At 49.5% G+C, this 15,609-nt stretch carries 16 protein-coding genes; 11 read left to right on the plus strand and 5 right to left on the minus strand.

Annotation, left to right across the window (positions count from 1 at the left end; all coding sequences use genetic code 11):
• Window positions 1-44: 44 nt before the first annotated feature.
• From WBJ53_RS03000 to WBJ53_RS03010, 3 genes are all read left to right on the plus strand, one after another.
• On the plus strand, window positions 45-1,295 hold the full coding sequence (locus WBJ53_RS03000; RefSeq protein WP_338874565.1) for a hypothetical protein: 1,251 nt from the start codon (window positions 45-47) through the stop codon (window positions 1,293-1,295).
• 86 nt (window positions 1,296-1,381) lie between these two features.
• A complete protein-coding gene (locus WBJ53_RS03005; RefSeq protein WP_338877145.1) occupies window positions 1,382-3,019 on the plus strand; it encodes a hypothetical protein in 1,638 nt (545 codons plus the stop codon).
• A 166-nt stretch (window positions 3,020-3,185) separates the two neighbouring features.
• The gene (locus WBJ53_RS03010; protein WP_338874566.1) at window positions 3,186-4,142 is read left to right on the plus strand and encodes a sugar phosphate isomerase/epimerase family protein; all 957 of its coding nucleotides are present in this window, start codon (window positions 3,186-3,188) and stop codon (window positions 4,140-4,142) included.
• Between the two features lie 96 nt (window positions 4,143-4,238).
• Here the strand turns inward: WBJ53_RS03010 and WBJ53_RS03015 are convergent, their stop codons facing one another.
• Together WBJ53_RS03015 and WBJ53_RS03020 are read right to left on the minus strand one after the other, a co-directional pair.
• A complete protein-coding gene (locus WBJ53_RS03015) occupies window positions 4,239-5,366 on the minus strand; it encodes a phosphatase domain-containing protein (RefSeq protein ID WP_338874567.1) in 1,128 nt (375 codons plus the stop codon).
• Complete coding sequence (locus WBJ53_RS03020; protein WP_338874568.1) at window positions 5,363-5,953, minus strand: TIGR04282 family arsenosugar biosynthesis glycosyltransferase; 591 nt, start codon at window positions 5,951-5,953, stop codon at window positions 5,363-5,365. The genes WBJ53_RS03015 and WBJ53_RS03020 overlap by 4 nt, the downstream gene beginning before the upstream one ends.
• A 45-nt stretch (window positions 5,954-5,998) precedes the next feature.
• Here WBJ53_RS03020 and WBJ53_RS03025 point away from each other — a divergent pair, with 45 nt between their 5' ends.
• The 7 genes from WBJ53_RS03025 (at window position 5,999) to WBJ53_RS03055 (ending at window position 11,359) form a co-directional block, all read left to right on the plus strand.
• Entirely contained in the window at window positions 5,999-6,376 is a 378-nt protein-coding gene (locus tag WBJ53_RS03025) for a Rid family detoxifying hydrolase (protein ID WP_338874569.1), read from the plus strand.
• Between the two features lie 101 nt (window positions 6,377-6,477).
• A complete protein-coding gene (gene gltX, locus WBJ53_RS03030; protein WP_338874570.1) occupies window positions 6,478-8,022 on the plus strand; it encodes a glutamate--tRNA ligase in 1,545 nt (514 codons plus the stop codon).
• A gap of 477 nt (window positions 8,023-8,499) precedes the next feature.
• Window positions 8,500-8,787, plus strand: a complete 288-nt coding sequence (locus WBJ53_RS03035) for a hypothetical protein (protein ID WP_338874571.1) — start codon at window positions 8,500-8,502, stop codon at window positions 8,785-8,787.
• A 132-nt stretch (window positions 8,788-8,919) separates the two neighbouring features.
• Window positions 8,920-9,699: a TIGR00266 family protein gene (locus WBJ53_RS03040; RefSeq protein WP_338874572.1), complete on the plus strand. Its 780-nt coding sequence runs from the start codon at window positions 8,920-8,922 to the stop codon at window positions 9,697-9,699.
• 145 nt (window positions 9,700-9,844) lie between these two features.
• Entirely contained in the window at window positions 9,845-10,138 is a 294-nt protein-coding gene (locus WBJ53_RS03045; RefSeq protein WP_338874573.1) for a hypothetical protein, read from the plus strand.
• A gap of 134 nt (window positions 10,139-10,272) precedes the next feature.
• Window positions 10,273-10,857 (plus strand): gliding motility lipoprotein GldD, encoded by a 585-nt coding sequence (gene gldD / locus WBJ53_RS03050; protein ID WP_338874574.1) that lies wholly within the window; start codon window positions 10,273-10,275, stop codon window positions 10,855-10,857.
• Between the two features lie 94 nt (window positions 10,858-10,951).
• Entirely contained in the window at window positions 10,952-11,359 is a 408-nt protein-coding gene (locus tag WBJ53_RS03055) for a cytochrome c (protein WP_338874575.1), read from the plus strand.
• A 9-nt stretch (window positions 11,360-11,368) separates the two neighbouring features.
• Here WBJ53_RS03055 and WBJ53_RS03060 read toward each other — a convergent pair whose 3' ends face one another.
• Window positions 11,369-12,979, minus strand: a complete 1,611-nt coding sequence (locus tag WBJ53_RS03060) for an acyl-CoA carboxylase subunit beta (protein WP_338874576.1) — start codon at window positions 12,977-12,979, stop codon at window positions 11,369-11,371.
• A 114-nt stretch (window positions 12,980-13,093) separates the two neighbouring features.
• Between WBJ53_RS03060 and WBJ53_RS03065 the strand changes: the two genes are divergently transcribed.
• The gene (locus tag WBJ53_RS03065; protein ID WP_338874577.1) at window positions 13,094-13,504 is read left to right on the plus strand and encodes a DUF2809 domain-containing protein; all 411 of its coding nucleotides are present in this window, start codon (window positions 13,094-13,096) and stop codon (window positions 13,502-13,504) included.
• Window positions 13,505-13,524: 20 nt separating this feature from the next.
• Here the strand turns inward: WBJ53_RS03065 and WBJ53_RS03070 are convergent, their stop codons facing one another.
• A complete protein-coding gene (locus WBJ53_RS03070; RefSeq protein ID WP_338874578.1) occupies window positions 13,525-14,517 on the minus strand; it encodes an MlaD family protein in 993 nt (330 codons plus the stop codon).
• A 183-nt stretch (window positions 14,518-14,700) separates the two neighbouring features.
• Window positions 14,701-15,603: an N-acetylmuramoyl-L-alanine amidase gene (locus WBJ53_RS03075; RefSeq protein ID WP_338877146.1), complete on the minus strand. Its 903-nt coding sequence runs from the start codon at window positions 15,601-15,603 to the stop codon at window positions 14,701-14,703.
• Window positions 15,604-15,609 lie beyond the last annotated feature (6 nt).

Consider the following 15,609-nt stretch of genomic DNA (forward strand, 5'->3'; position numbering starts at 1 on the left):
TTCGGATCTTTATCCTGGCCAACAAACGTATTTTCTATTTGATTATGGAATCTGTCGTTCCCTCTTCCCTGCAATCGGCTCATCAGCCTGCCTTAGGTCGCTCAACGGACTGGCGGCTGGGTATTCCGGTCTACATTTACGCTGTCGTATTCTCGTCGTTCTGTGTCGTCATGGGGCTGCTCTGGGACATTATGTGGCATCTGACTATTGGGCGCGATGGGCTGTTTGCACCACCACATCTGGTTATTTATGTCGGAGCGATTGTCTCCGGATTGTTTTCGGCCTATCAAATTCTAACGCTTACCCTCCGCAAAAACCATCCTGGCCGTTCGGCTGCTGTGCCATTCTGGGGTGTATTTTATGGCCCACTGGGCGCAATGTTCAGCGTTTGGGGCGCATTGGCCATGCTGACATCGGCTCCATTTGATGATTGGTGGCATAACACCTACGGCCTCGATGTCCAGATTCTGACTCCGCCCCATACTATTCTGGCCATTGGCATCATGACCGTACAGTTTGGGGCTATGGTTGGTGTGCTGGCTTTACAGAATCGTTTTCGAAATCAAACAATACAACTGGATATCAATGCCAGTCGGCAGGCAACCCGTCTAAAGTATCTATTCGCTATTTCGGCAGGTTTGCTACTGATGATGCTTCAAACAATGCTGGCCGAATCGATAGGCAAACACGAATCGCACCATTCGAGTTATTATGCCACCGCAGCTATTATTTTCCCGTTTTATTTGCTGGCCGTTGGTCGGGCTTCACTGCTGCGCTGGCCTATCACAACCGCTACGGCCATATACATGCTGGGAATGGCCTTACCCTGTTGGGTTCTTCAGTTTTTTCCGGCTACACCCCGCCTTGGACCGGTGCTGAATCCCGTCACGCATTATCAGCCGTTTATGTTTCCACTACTGTTGGTGATTCCGGGCTTTGCCATCGACTGGCTGATGCATCGGTTCGAAATACCAAATGTCAGTAAACGTAAATTAAACGACTGGGTGCTAGCTGCTTTGTATGGCGTAGCCTTCATGCTGGTGTTGCTGCTTGTTCAGTGGCCGTTTGGCGAATTTCTGCTTACCTCGCCTTATGCCCGCAATGGATTTTTCCTAAGCTATTCACTTTCTTATGACGGCCCGCCGGATTGGGAGTTTCGATATGCCTACCCGGCCTGGCTCAAACAATCTACTGCTGATTTTCTGCTGGGTTTTGGGCGTGCATTGCTTTATGCAACGCTGTCGGCACGCGTTGGCCTACTATGGGGCAATTGGATGAAACGGGTGGTACGGTAGTAGTGAACAAGGTACATAGCATTATGATTTTTTCTGTATTTCGAGATTTAGCGCGGTTGAAGCAACTGACTTTTTATAGCCTGTTCATGTTCTGGCTGGCGTTTTCGCTTACGGCAACCGCTCATGTAGGAAGTTCGGGCGTTATTGTTCAGAAACAGGCAGGTAAGTATACGCTGCTGGTTAGTGTTAGCCCTCCCGATGTTGTGCCCGGCACGGCTAAAGTAACCGTATTTGTCGAACGGGGGCGCGTTAGCAGCGTTGGGGCTCGGCCCATTTATTTTCGATCGGGCGACAAAGGAGCACCCACGCATGATGTACTGCAACGCATTGGGCAAAATCGGTACGAAGGCGATCTCTGGCTCATGGACTCGGGTTCATCGAGTGTCGAACTAAGCATTGAAGGGCCCGATGGCAGAGAGCAGGTGGTGGTGCCAATTGTTGCCGTGGCTACTGCCATGCGCGATATGCCTGCCGGAACAGGCTGGGCATTGGCCGCCATGGGCTTGCTACTGGTTGTGATGCTGATTACCATTATTGGTGCCAGTAATGCCGATGGTATTGCCGACCCCCATCAACCAACGCCCAACGCACTGGGCCGCCGTCGGTTGATAGGTATGGGCGTCGGTTTGGTTGTGGTTACGTTGATTCTGGCGGGCTGGCGTTCGTGGTGGACCAGTACGGAGGAAGAATATCGTACTGTACAGCTTTACCGGCCAATGCCCATTCAAACGTCGGTGCAAATTGCGAACGCGCAGCGGCAACTTACGATCCGGTTCGATACGACTGGTTTTGGTAAAAAACGGCAGTTGCGCCGGATGTTTAGCTATATGCTGCCCGACCACGGAAAATTGATGCACGCTTTTCTGGTCAGAACACCAGGGCTGGATGCCTTTGCCCATTTACACCCGAACCGGCGCGACACGCTTAACTATGAAACGTCGTTGCCTGTGGGGTTGCCGGGAGGGAAATACCTGCTATATGCCGATGTGGTTTACCGAAGTGGTTTTACCGAAACGCTAACCGATACGGTTGAGGTGCCTTTCGTGAAAATAAGCGCCGAAGCGGCTGCCCAGGCCAAACCATCGGACCCCGACGATACCTGGCTCGTAACGGAGCCGATGGGCATAAAAACCAATGCCGCTAATGTGCCGCATCTGGACAACGATATGGTGGTATGCGGCAAGCCCGGTGCCACAACAAAGCTGGAAGATGGCACAAACATGATCTGGATGGACAAACCAGTAGGCGCACTGGAAGTTGGGAAGCTATACAATCTGAAATTTGCCGTAGCCGATGCTGATGGGAAAGCCGTTACACTGGAGCCGTATTTGGGCATGAGTGGTCACGCAGCTATTTTACGTTCCGATGGCACTGTTTACATCCACCTGCATCCGGTTGGTACCTACTCGATGGCGGCCGAAGAGTCGATGGTAAACCGTATCGCCGACACGACCCGAACGTTTCATTATCCGAATGCCGCCCGATTTCGGGATAGTATCGATACCTACGTTGCTACCCTCAAAACACTACCCGAAGACGAAAAGAATAAATTGCTGATGGCCGGTATGCCCGCCATGAATCATGAGATGAAAACCAAAAATATGGTTGAATTCCCATACGCATTTCCGCGCCCTGGCCACTATCGAATCTGGATTCAGGTGAAACGCAGTGGACGTGTGCTCACCGGCGTGTTCGATACGCAGGTAAACGAACCGCTGTTTTAAAGAGCAGGTCATTGGTTAATTCGTCATTGGTCATTAGATTATTGATTTGCCAATGACGAATGACCAATCATCAGTAGTTCCGGGCAAATTTTGGTTTTAGAGGTAACACGGGCTTTGACCCGTTCCTGTCTAAAAACGGACCTCAGTCCGCGTTACATCGAACCTTATGTCGCAATCCGTAACCCGTCGCCAGACTCTGGCAACGATCACTGCCGCTTTGGGCACTTCGCTTTCGCCAGCCGTAGCGTCGTCGGCTGCAATTCCACCGCCCGCTCCTATGGCTCCTGCACCCTTCGCACTTTGCCTGAACATGAGCACTCTTCGGGGGCACAAACTCGGTTTTGTCAAAGAGCTGGAAACCGCTTCGAAAGCTGGCTTTCAGCACGTCGAAATCTGGATTGAGACGTTGCAACAGTACATAAAATCGGGTGGTACGGTTGCCGATGCCCGTAAAGTGCTATCCGACCAGGGAATTCGGGTGGAAAATGCTATTGGTTTTGCTCCCTGGATTATCGACGATGATGCCAAACGTGCTCAGGGGCTCGATCAGATGAAACGCGAGATGGAATTGCTGGCCCAAATTGGGTGCAAACGGGTAGCAACGCCGTCGATAGGCGCACAAACGCCCGATTCGCCCAGTATCGATTTGAAAAAAGCCGCCGAACGCTACCGGGCTATTCTGGAATTAGGCGATCAGACGGGTGTAGTTCCCCAACTGGAAATGTGGGGCTTCTCAAAAAACCTGAGTCGGTTGAGCGAGGTCATGTATGTAGCAATCGAAACCGGTCACCCATCGGCACGACTACTACTCGATATTTACCATATTTTTAAAGGAGGTACCAGTATCGATAGCCTGCCATTGGTAGGCAAACCGGCTATTGAAGTATTTCACGTTAACGATTACCCCGCCAACATGACTCGTGAGGTTATCACCGATGCCGATCGAGTTTATCCGGGCGATGGGGTAGCACCTATCAAAGAAACTCTGAAACGCATTAAAGATCCCAACAAATCTATTATTGTGTCGCTGGAAGTATTCAACAAAAACTACTACGCTCAGGACGCCATGACGGTCGCCAAAACCTCCATGGACAAAATGAAAAAAATGGTAGCAGGCGTATAAGTAGTGCAAAAAATAGTGAAGAGTGTAGAGTGAAAAATGAAGAATAAACTAGAAGCGTCAGCCCTATTTTTCACTCTACACTATTTTTTTCGCTACTTATTCCTTGTCCGCCCGGCGGTCGGCGCGGATTTCGGGAATGGTATCGGGGTCGATTAGGCTAAGCGAAGCGGCATGTTCAGCCGCTTCAACCGTATCAGGAACCAGCAACATCGGAACGTTATAGGCTTCTGTGGTTCGGATGAGTTCGCGAACGGCTGCGTCGCGCCGATCTTCGGAGACATCACGGATGTAGATGGCCCGAATTCGGCCGGGATTATCGCGAACAACCTGTGTATAGATTTCAGGGTCCTGCTGGCCGCTGTCGCCAATCAGCACAAATGGCAGCGCTGGGTTTACGTCCAGTACTTTCCGAATCATGGCAAGCTTGTGCGTGTGATGCGATTGATCTGAAAGTAATTCGGGGTTAAAACTGAAATCGCGAAGCAGAATTGGCCCTTTCGGAATGCCCTGAATCCGGAAAAAATCAACCAGCAAATCGTATAGATTCCAGGGGCTGCTCGACACAAAATAGATTGGATTAAACAAGGTTGTAACAGGGCCGCTTTGCAATGCCCGATAAAAAGCCGCGACACCGGCAAACGGCAGGCGGGTATAAGCATTGCCCAGAAATGTAAGCCGTGCGGTTTGTAAAAGGCTGGTTGCCCCCGTTACCAGCACGGTGTCGTCGATGTCGGAAATAACCCCAAACTGGCTATAGTGGGGCGAAATCATCAGATAACCATCTTTAGCAACTGCTTCGCCCGTGGGCTGAACAACGTTGTCGAGCGCATAACGAACCGGGAACCAGGCCCTGCCCGGTGGTAGATCGTTTGGCGGAGTAATCGTTATGTCGAAATAACCATCAGCGTCGGTTTGGGTAATGTAAGTCTTCCCGAAGGCTTCCACGCGTACGGTCGCGCCCGGTACTTCGTCACTTTCGAATCGCTGATAGGTAGCCAGCAGGTTTTGCCAGAACGTATCGTTGTCGCTGGGCGTACTCAGATCCCGCTGGCGCAAAACCCGCCCTTTCAGCCACACCGCTGTTGGGCTGCCAAAACCCCGGTAATAAATGATCTTATAAGGTTTTTCGACGTCGAGACGGTTAAAGAGACGATTCTTAAGTTTGTCGAACTGCGCTTCGGCATCGGCTGAAGCACTAATCAAAAAATCTTTCCAGCTAGTCATTGGATTGCTCGTTGATAATCGTCCCACTCATCAATGTCGGTTAATTGTTCCAGACATTCGAACGTCAGACTATGTTGCAAAATGGCCAGTTCGGTCAACTCAAAAAGTTCCGGCTGACTCCAGGGCATATTTTCGAACAAAAACGGATAAAACCGATTGGTGCCTAACAAATAATAGCCACCATCGGTAGCCGGACCAATTACAACATCGGCGGTTTTCAGCACATCAAAAGCCTGTTGAATATGCGCTGGAGTAATGGCCAGACAATCGCTTCCAATAATGACAACGTGATCGTCGGCCGAAGCAGCCGCAAACTGTTCTCTGAAGGCGTTGAGCATCCGCTGGCCCAAATCGTTGCCCGTTTGGATTTGTTTCTCGTAGCCGTTCCAGCCATCGTTGGTGTTGATGAAATCGCCGTAATACACCACTTTGTGGCACGGTATCGATTGCGTAATCTGCTGAGTGTGTTGTAGTAAGTGCTGATAGACTTCAACAGCCCGTTCGTTGCCTACGGTGCGGGCAATACGGGTTTTAACCTGACCAGCTATGGGGTTTTTAACGAAGATAATGAGATGATTTTCGGCCATAAGAGGGTTTGGTGGTAACTTGCAGGCGAATTAGTACTAAAAACCATGAGCAAACAAATTGTTTATACCGATCAGGCTCCCGCCCCTATCGGTCCATATAGCCAGGCCGTGAGTGTTCCAGCAGGCGCAGGCATGTTGTTCGTTTCGGGGCAGGTTGCCATTGAGCTGGCTCCTCAGGGCGATATTCGGGCCGAAACCCAGAAAGTAATGGAAAACATCGGCGCTATTCTGACAGCCGCCGGTATGGATTATAGCAATATTGTGAAGTCGAGCATTTTTGTGAAAGACATGAACAACTTTGCCGCTATCAATGAAGTGTATGGGCAATTTTTTACCAGCGATCCGCCAGCCCGCGAAACCGTAGAAGTGGCGCGTCTGCCTAAAGATGTAAACGTCGAAATTTCGGTGATAGCGGTTATCTGAACCGGGATTTAGTTGATTAACCTGATAAATCTGATTTGACTAAATGTTAAAGTCAATCGGCAGTCCAGATACTAAAAAATCCTGTAAATCATTTGAATCCTGTGAATCCTGGTTCAGACATACGCGTTCGTTTCGCGCCCAGCCCTACCGGGCCGCTACATATTGGCGGGGTGCGTACAGCGCTTTATAATTACCTGTTTGCCCGAAAAATGGGCGGAAAAATGCTCCTGCGTATTGAAGATACCGACCAGAATCGGTTTGTGCCGGGAGCCGAAGAGTATATTCTGGAATCGCTGCGCTGGGTCGGTATCGAAATAGACGAAGGCCAGGGCGTTGGTGGGCCGCATGGTCCATACCGGCAATCGGAACGTAAGGAAATTTACCAGAAAGAAGCTCAGCGCCTGATCGATGAAGGCAAAGCTTATTATGCGTTCGACACGGCCGAAGAACTAGACGCCATGCGTCGGAGGCTCGAAGCAGCCAATGCACCAGCGGCTCAATACAATGCCATTACCCGGATGCAGATGCACAATTCGCTGACCATGAAACCTGAAGAGGTTCGGGCGCGCATCGACGCAGGTGATCCATATGTGGTGCGGCTGAAAACACCCCGCAAAGAAGAGGTTCGGCTCAACGATCTGATTCGGGGTTGGGTAAACGTACATTCGTCGGCCATCGACGATAAAGTACTACTGAAATCCGACGGGTTGCCAACCTATCACCTGGCCAATATTGTAGACGATCACCTGATGGGGATCACACACGTAATTCGGGGCGAAGAGTGGCTGCCGTCGGCTCCATTGCATGTGTTGCTATACCGTTATCTGGGCTGGGAAGATACCATGCCTCAGTTTGCGCACCTGCCGCTGTTGCTGAAACCTGAAGGGAATGGAAAACTCAGTAAGCGTGATGCCGACCTGGGTGGTTTCCCGATTTTTCCGTTGCAATGGACCGATCCGTTTACCGGACAGGTTGCCCGTGGTTTCCGTGAAGACGGTTACCTGCCCGAAGCTACCATTAACTTCCTGGCGTTGCTGGGCTGGAATCCGGGCACCGAGCAGGAGTTGTTCACGATGGACGAGCTGATTGCCAGCTTCGATATTGCACAGGTACACAAGGCTGGTGCCCGGTTCGATATTCAGAAAGCACAGTGGTTCAATCATCAGTATGTTCGGCAGCAGCCCGATTCAGCACTGGCGCCAACGGTTCGGCAGCAGGCCGAAGCCGCTGGATTTAGTTGTTCGCTGGAGAAAGCCGAAAAAATTGCCGCTTTGCTGAAAGGTCGGGTGAATTTTGCCCACGAGATTTTCACCGAAGCGGGCACCATCTTCAACGCGCCAACAACCTACGACGAAGCCATTGCCACGGCCAAGTGGAACAACGATGCGGTGAAAGCCGTAACGGCCTTCCGCGATGCGCTAACGTCATTTGAAGACGAGTTTCTGGCCGAAAATATCAAGCATACGCTGGCCGATACCATGCAGCAGGCGGGTATCAAACAGGGGAAAATTATGCAGGCCATGCGGCTGGCACTGACGGGGCTGGGCGCGGGTCCTGACCTGATGCTAACGATGGAAATCATCGGTAAAGACGAAACAATTCAGCGGCTTGAAAAGGCATTGGAAACGTTGAGAATAACTGGATGATATATGTTTGGAGTAGTGACTTGTAAACATCGGGCCAGCTACTCCTGCATCAAACATGTTGCTGGTTAGCGTTGTTAACTGCAACAGACTATCTGAATGAAACAAGGCTTTTTTATAGAAAGAAGCAGAACATGGATGATACCGATTAATTGGCCATTTTATCTGGGAAAATCCGTTCAATCGGTGTCATCCGTGTTCTACTTTTGTTCATAACCGGGAGAAATACTGTTTTATGAAAAAGCCCTGTTGGTCGATATACGGTGACGCAGAGGCTTTACCACAGAGTGCCCACAGATCATACAGTAGCGTTTCTCTGTGACCTTTGCGAATAACCTTTGTGCGCTCTGCGGTAAAAAAGAACGGATTGGATGTTTATTTCAGAAAGCTCAAGCGGCTCATTAGTAACTAATTATTTGCACTACAATTCTGATAAAAAAGAAGAATCGTTCTTAAGTACATACATCATACTACTGGAGCATGGCAAAAAAGAAAAACCCCGACGAAAACGATAAACCTCGCGTTCATAAAGAACTTGAAGGCTTCGATATCAAGATCAACTCGTTTGGCGAGATCACTACGAGTTTTGATATAGACCGGATCAATCAGTTTTTGAATAAGACGGTCGATGACAAAAAACTGCGCCACCGGACAGATCTGAATCTGAAAGGTGACCCCGAACCTGATGAAAAAGAGGAGGATTCGGACGATGAACACCTGTTTGACGATACGGATAACGATTTGCCCGACGACATTAATCAACGCTAACAGCCCGACCCGCAAAAACGCCCGGTCGGGCTTTTTTTGGGCCGTTTGTACGAATAAAGAGTCGACGAATGCCCATGTTTCTGTAGTTTTCGCCCATTAAACATGAATTACTGACCACTAACCACTCTCAGTATGTATTCTCACGAGATCGATTACAAAATCATTGGCGAAGACATCCAGATTGTTGAGATTGAGCTAGACCCTAACGAAACAGTTATTGCAGAAGCCGGTTCGATGCTGTTTATGGAAGATGGCATTGTGTTTGAAACCAAAATGGGCGATGGCTCCCAGCCCGATCAGGGATTTCTGGGGAAATTGCTACAGGCCGGTACGCGCGTTATCACGGGCGAATCGCTCTTTATGACCCACTTCACCAACCGGGGTGTTGGCAAGCGTAAGGTTGCATTTGCGGCACCCTATCCAGGAACAGTTATGCCCGTTAATCTGGCCAATGTGTATGGCAACACGCTCATTGTTCAGAAAGATGCTTTTTTATGTGCCGCACTCGGTACAAAACTTAGCATTCAGTTTAACCAGCGGCTGGGCTCGGGATTTTTTGGTGGCGAAGGCTTTATTCTGGAGAAAATTCAGGGCGATGGCATGGCCTTCATTCATGCGGGGGGAGTGGTTGTTGAGCGGACGCTGAACAACGAAACCCTGCGCGTCGATACGGGCTGCGTGGTTGGTTTTGAACCCAGCATCAGTTTCGATATTCAGCGCTCTGGTGGCCTGAAAAGCATGATTTTTGGGGGAGAAGGTATATTTCTGGCAACATTGCGCGGAACCGGTAAAGTCTGGATTCAGTCGATGCCGATCTCTAAACTGGTTCAGCGGCTGGCTCCCAATGGAGGACAGGCTCATAAAGAAGGCGGCTCTGTGTTAGGCCACCTGGGGAATCTGTTCGAAGATTAGGGCACCCCAATAAGCGAAACGTTCTGGCTTCTTAAGAAGAATCCGTAAAGTAGCTGTATTTTTGCCGAAGAAACCGATTCGTCTGGTGACTTTTTGCTACTGATTCGTGTTATCTTTAAAATCCTGAAAATCAAGGTTTCGATTTATGGAAGTCATTTGCACAAACGATAATTTTCCGGCACCCGTACTGGCTTTCTATGCCGAGTTTGGCGTTCAAACACCAAAGCGGGATCAGCTCTATACAATTCGGCAGGTAAAACGGCATACAACCGGCGAAACAGGTGTGTTGCTGAATGAAATTCAGAACCCCGATGTGCCGGTCAGGCATCCGGTAATGGGCGAAGTCTGGTTTGAGCCAACGTTCAACATTAACCGATTTGCTACTCTTCTGGGCCAACCCGTTCGGAAAGAAGAACTGGAAGACGTAACGGTATCGTAAGATGCTGGCCAACATAACCGAAAAGCCCGCACCAAAAGGCCGGGCTTTTTCGTTGTTTGCGTAGCCTGGATGGCCACGTCTGGGAAACGAGTCTCTGCCTGGACGTGGCCATCCAGGCTAACAAAAGTCTAGCTGTGATTAAATACCTTCTTGTTCTGCTGACGGGTTTGCTGCTGGCTGCCTGCGGCAACAGCTCATCTGAGAACTATACACCCAAACCAAAGGGCTATCCACGGATCGATTTACCTGCGCCGAGCTATACGCTTCTTGAACCGACGCATCCGTATCAGTTTGAATACAACAAAATTGCCCGGATTCTGCCCGATACATTTGCCCGTTCGGAGCCGCATTGGATCTTTATCAACTATCCGGCTTTTCATGCCAGCGTGCAGTTAACCTACAAGCCTGTTCAGCATAATATCAATCGGTTGCGGGCTATGCTGGAAGATTCGTATAAACTGGCGGCTCGGCATAACATAAAAGCCTACGCCATTGACGAGAAAAAAATACGGCTGAAATCGGGTCTGGAAGCGAGTGTGATCGATCTGGAAGGAGAAGTTCCCAGCCAGGTGCAGTTTATCACAACCGATTCAACAACTCATTTCCTGCGCGGTGCGCTCTACTTCAATACAGCTACGCAAAACGATTCGCTTCAGCCGGTTATTCAGTACATTCGCAAGGACATTATGCATTTGCTCAATACGCTCAAATGGCGTTAGTGTTTGTGGTTTACGGTTGCGTTGCCCAGGCAGGGTGTATGCTGATAGGCGAAGCAATCGTAAACTGTAAACCAAAAACCGAATCCCCAACTCTATGAAACTACTACTTTTCTTCATTTGTCTATCGACATCTGTTTCGATAGCTCAGACTCAAAAGCCAGCCGCTAAACCAGCCACTGCGGCTACAAAATCGCCCGGCCAGCTTGTTTATGAACAAAACTGCCTGACCTGCCATCAGGTCAATGGCTCGGGTGTGCCGAATCTGAATCCACCCCTTCGGAAAACAGACTGGGTGCTGGGCGATAAAACCCGGCTCATCAATGTGGTGCTGAAAGGATTACAGGGGCAGGAGATAGAAGGCGATGTGTACGACAACGCCATGCCTGCTCACGATTTCCTGACCGATACGCAGATCGCCGACGTACTTACCTACATCCGCAGCAGTTTTGGCAACAAAGCATCCGGGATTACGGCTGATGAAGTGAAAGCCGTGCGGAAATAGGATTTCGGTTTACGTCTGAATCACACCCACCGAAAACGGTTTAGTAATCGGCGCGTGGTTGGCGGCAGCAATGCCTTCAGAAAGAATTTGCCGGGTCTGGAGCGGATCGATAACCGCATCGACCCAAAGCCGGGCCGCTGCGTAGTAGGGCGACAATTGGGCGTTATATTGTTGCGTGATTTTTGTGAGTTGTGCCTGTTCTTCTTCGGGAGTGAGCGGCTGGCCTTTTGCTTTTTGAGAAGCTACCTGAATTTGAAGCAGCGTTTTGGCGGCCGAAGCGCCACTCATCACCGCCATTTGCGCCGTTGGCCAGGCCAGCATCAGCCGGGGGTCGTAGGCTTTGCCGCACATGGCATAATTTCCGGCACCGTATGAATTACCAACCACAACCGTAAACTTCGGAACTACCGAATTGGCCATAGCGCTGACCATTTTAGCTCCATCTTTAATGATGCCGCCCTGTTCGGCCCGGCTTCCGACCATGAAACCCGAAACATCCTGCAAAAATACCAGTGGAATACGCTTCTGATTGCAGTTCATAATGAATCGGGCCGCTTTGTCGGCCGCATCGCCATAAATTACACCGCCCATCTGCATTTCGCTGGCCTGGCCAGTACGGCCTTTCGCTTTTACAACCTTTCGCTGATTGGCAACAATGCCAACGGCCCAACCGTCGATTCGGGCATACCCGCAAAGCAGCGACTGCCCATAATCGGGTTTATACGCATCGAAAGCAGAGTTATCCACAAGTCTATCCACAATCTCCTGCATATCGTAGGGTTTTACCCGATCTGTAGGTAGAAGCTGATAGATTTCTTCGGGACTCTTAGCTGGTAATGCTGGTTCAATACGGTCGAAGCCGGCTGTTTCGGCATGACCGATTTTGTCGAAAATGCGTTTGATTGCATCCAGGCAGCTTTTGTCGTCGGGGTATTTATTATCGACCACGCCCGATATTTCGGTATGTGTGCTGGCGCCACCGAGCGTTTCGGCATCCACCTCTTCGCCAATCGAGGCTTTGACCAGATACGGACCAGCCAGAAAAATGGAACCGGTACCTTCAACAATGAGAGCTTCGTCGGACATGATGGGCAGATAAGCGCCACCGGCTACACAACTTCCCATAATGGCGGCTACCTGCAGAATGCCCATAGCCGAAAGCTGCGCATTGTTCCGAAACGTGCGGCCAAAGTGGTCTTTATCGGCAAAAACTTCGTCCTGTAGCGGAAGATAAACGCCTGCACTGTCGACCAGATAAATAATAGGCAGGCGGTTTTCCATCGCAATTTCCTGCGCCCGAAGGTTCTTTTTGGCAGTTATTGGAAACCAGGCTCCGGCTTTTACGGTAGCATCGTTGGCGACAATTACGCATTGCCGACCCGATACATAACCAATTCCCACCACAACGCCCCCCGACGGACAGCCACCGTGTTCGGCATACATGTCCTGACCTGCAAACAAGCCAATTTCGGTGAACGGTTGTCCGGAATCGGTGAGGTAAGCAATACGTTCGCGGGCGGTTAGTTTGCCCTTACGGTGCTGATCATCAATTTTTTTCTGCCCGCCACCAAGCTGGGTTTGTTCGGTGCGCTGGGCTAGCTCGTCAATAAAGGACTGCATAGAAATAGCGTTCTTCTACTGTAGTTTTGTTATTAAAACTGCTGATGGAAGTAGAGGAAAGACAACCATCTTATAACGCAACAGGCTATGGATGTCCATAAGCCAAAACCAACCATGAACAACCTAATGCAATTTAACCGGTATTATTTCTTTTGGGTTATTCTGCTACTTGCGGTCGAAATTCTGATTGCCCAATTTGCCCACGATCCAATCATCCGGCCTTACGTTGGCGATCTTTTAGTGGTTATTCTGGTCTATTGCTTTATAAAGTCATTTATACCGATACCCGTGCGAAAAGCGGCTTTAGCTGCTCTGTTATTCGCCTACGCCATAGAATGCCTACAGTATTTTCAAGTGATTCGCTGGCTTGGTCTTGAAGACTCGAAACTAGCAAGAACGCTAATCGGAACATACTTCGAATGGATTGATATGCTTGCCTATACTATTGGCATCCTGCTTACACTTTGGATCGAAACAATAAGAACCCAACAGGCCAAAAAGCAAAGAGCCAATCTGCCATTCTGAAATAACTCCGGCAATGCAATCTATTTAGTTGAATCACTTGGGCTAACAGCCGATGTGTTTGTGACGGTCTCGGTTGGTTCTGGAACAGGCCTGTCTTTACGACCAAAAATTGAAAAATGCACGTAACGTTTCGGATGTTGGCGCAGATCGGTTAGTAGTTGTTCGAGGCTGGTTGTCGTATTATTGATATTACGGTAAAGGGCTTCATCGGAGGTTAGCTTGCCCAGCGAGCCTTGTCCTTTGCTAATTCCACTCAGAATCGATTGCAGGTTACCGACCGTTTTGTTTACAGTAGTCAGGGTTTGCTTAAGTTGCAGACTTTGTAAGGAATCGGCAAATGAATCGGCTTTTGCCAGAATCGGTTTTAACTGTTTTTCGGTTTCAACCAGCGAAGCTGCCAGACGGTTTACATTGCCGAGAGCGGCCTGAATGGTGGCCCGGTTTTCCGAAACCGTTAAGCCGAGAGTTCCAACGGTCGCATTAGCACTTTTAAGAGTCTGATTAAGAATAACACCGGTTTGGTCGAACTGAGCTACTACGCGGTTTAGCTGATAGGTCAGCGAGTCGACATTATTAAGTACAGGCAGGGTTTTTTCCCGGATCAGGGCCGATAATCCCGATTCTTTAGCGGCTACCAGTGTTCCGCCATCGTCCAGAACGGTAGCGCCCGGGTTTATGTCGAGTTGAACGATTTTACCGCCAAGCAGGCCATCGTCAGCCAAAATAGCCTTTGATCCCTGAGTGACCCGAATCTCTTTCCGTAATTCAAGCGTAACCAGCAATTTATTACCCTGATCCTGTAAGATCTCGATGCTTTTGACCCGGCCAACCGATAACCCATTGATTCGGACGGGGTTCGATGGCGTAAGACCATCAATATTATCGTAGGTAACCTGGTATTTACGTGTAGAGGAAAAGAAGTCAGAACCTTTTAAAAACTCAAATCCGAAATAAAACATCACCAGTACGATGACAGCGAATAAGCCAACTTTTACTTCCTGCGAAATTTTCATGCGTGTATGAAGGAGAACAGCCAGGGAGCTACGCTACCCGTTTGATTAAGAGTATAACCAAGTTTAGTGGCTGTTTGTCCCGCAAAGATGGGATTTTCGATAAACGGTAATTAGCCAGCGGTTTATACGCCTTTGTTTAGCTATAAACCCTGTTCGAACGATACTGCCAATGATTACTAACAATTAGTCGCCAGCTTCGATCTCCTGTTTATATTGGGAAAAGGCTTTATAAATGGCGTCGGCAATTTCTTCCTGTCCTTCTTCCGACATCAGATAGTTTTCTTCGGTTGGGTTTGTGAGGTAGCCCGTTTCGATCAATACACTGGGCATTGCTGTTTTCCAGAGCACAATAAAACCGGCCTGCTTAACGCCATTGCTTTTGCGATTGGCATTGTGCCGAAAACTGCGTTCGATTTTTTCGGCGAAATTAATACTACTTGCCATAAACGCATGTTGATAGTTAGCCAGCATGATCGTGGCCAGCGGAGAGTTTGGATTGAACCCTTTGTAGGTTGTCTGGTAATCCCGCTCCTGTAGAATAGCCGCATTTTCGCGCCGGGCTACTTCGAGGTTACCCTGCGTCTTATGAAGCCCCATGGTGTAGGTTTCTGTGCCATAAACACGGCTCGACGATGGGCTGGCGTTGCAGTGAATGGAGATGAACAGATCGGCCCGATTTCGGTTGGCAATGGCTCCGCGTTCGTATAAATCGACGAAGTGGTCCGACGAACGTGTATAAATGACCCGCATCTTCGGCATATGTTGCTTAATTTTACGACCCAGTTCGAGCACAAGCTTAAGCACCACCCGCGATTCTCGCGTTTTGCGGCCAATGCAGCCTGGATCTTTACCGCCATGTCCGGCATCGAGTACAACCGTACGAAGCTGGTTAGGGGCGTTTTCGGGCGCGGAGGCCGATTCGGGCTCCTGCTGGCTGGCACGACGAACGGTATCCTGGGTCAAATCCTGTATAACAGAGGTCGGAGCCGGGAGTACAGTAAGGGCCAGTAAGGGCAATGAAATCAGGACCACGGTTGTTACTATTCCGGGAGCCGGAACCGTAAAAACGGTGCGGGTTGATTTAATAAATTT

This window comes from Spirosoma sp. SC4-14, assembly GCF_037201965.1.
Classification (GTDB): domain Bacteria; phylum Bacteroidota; class Bacteroidia; order Cytophagales; family Spirosomataceae; genus Spirosoma.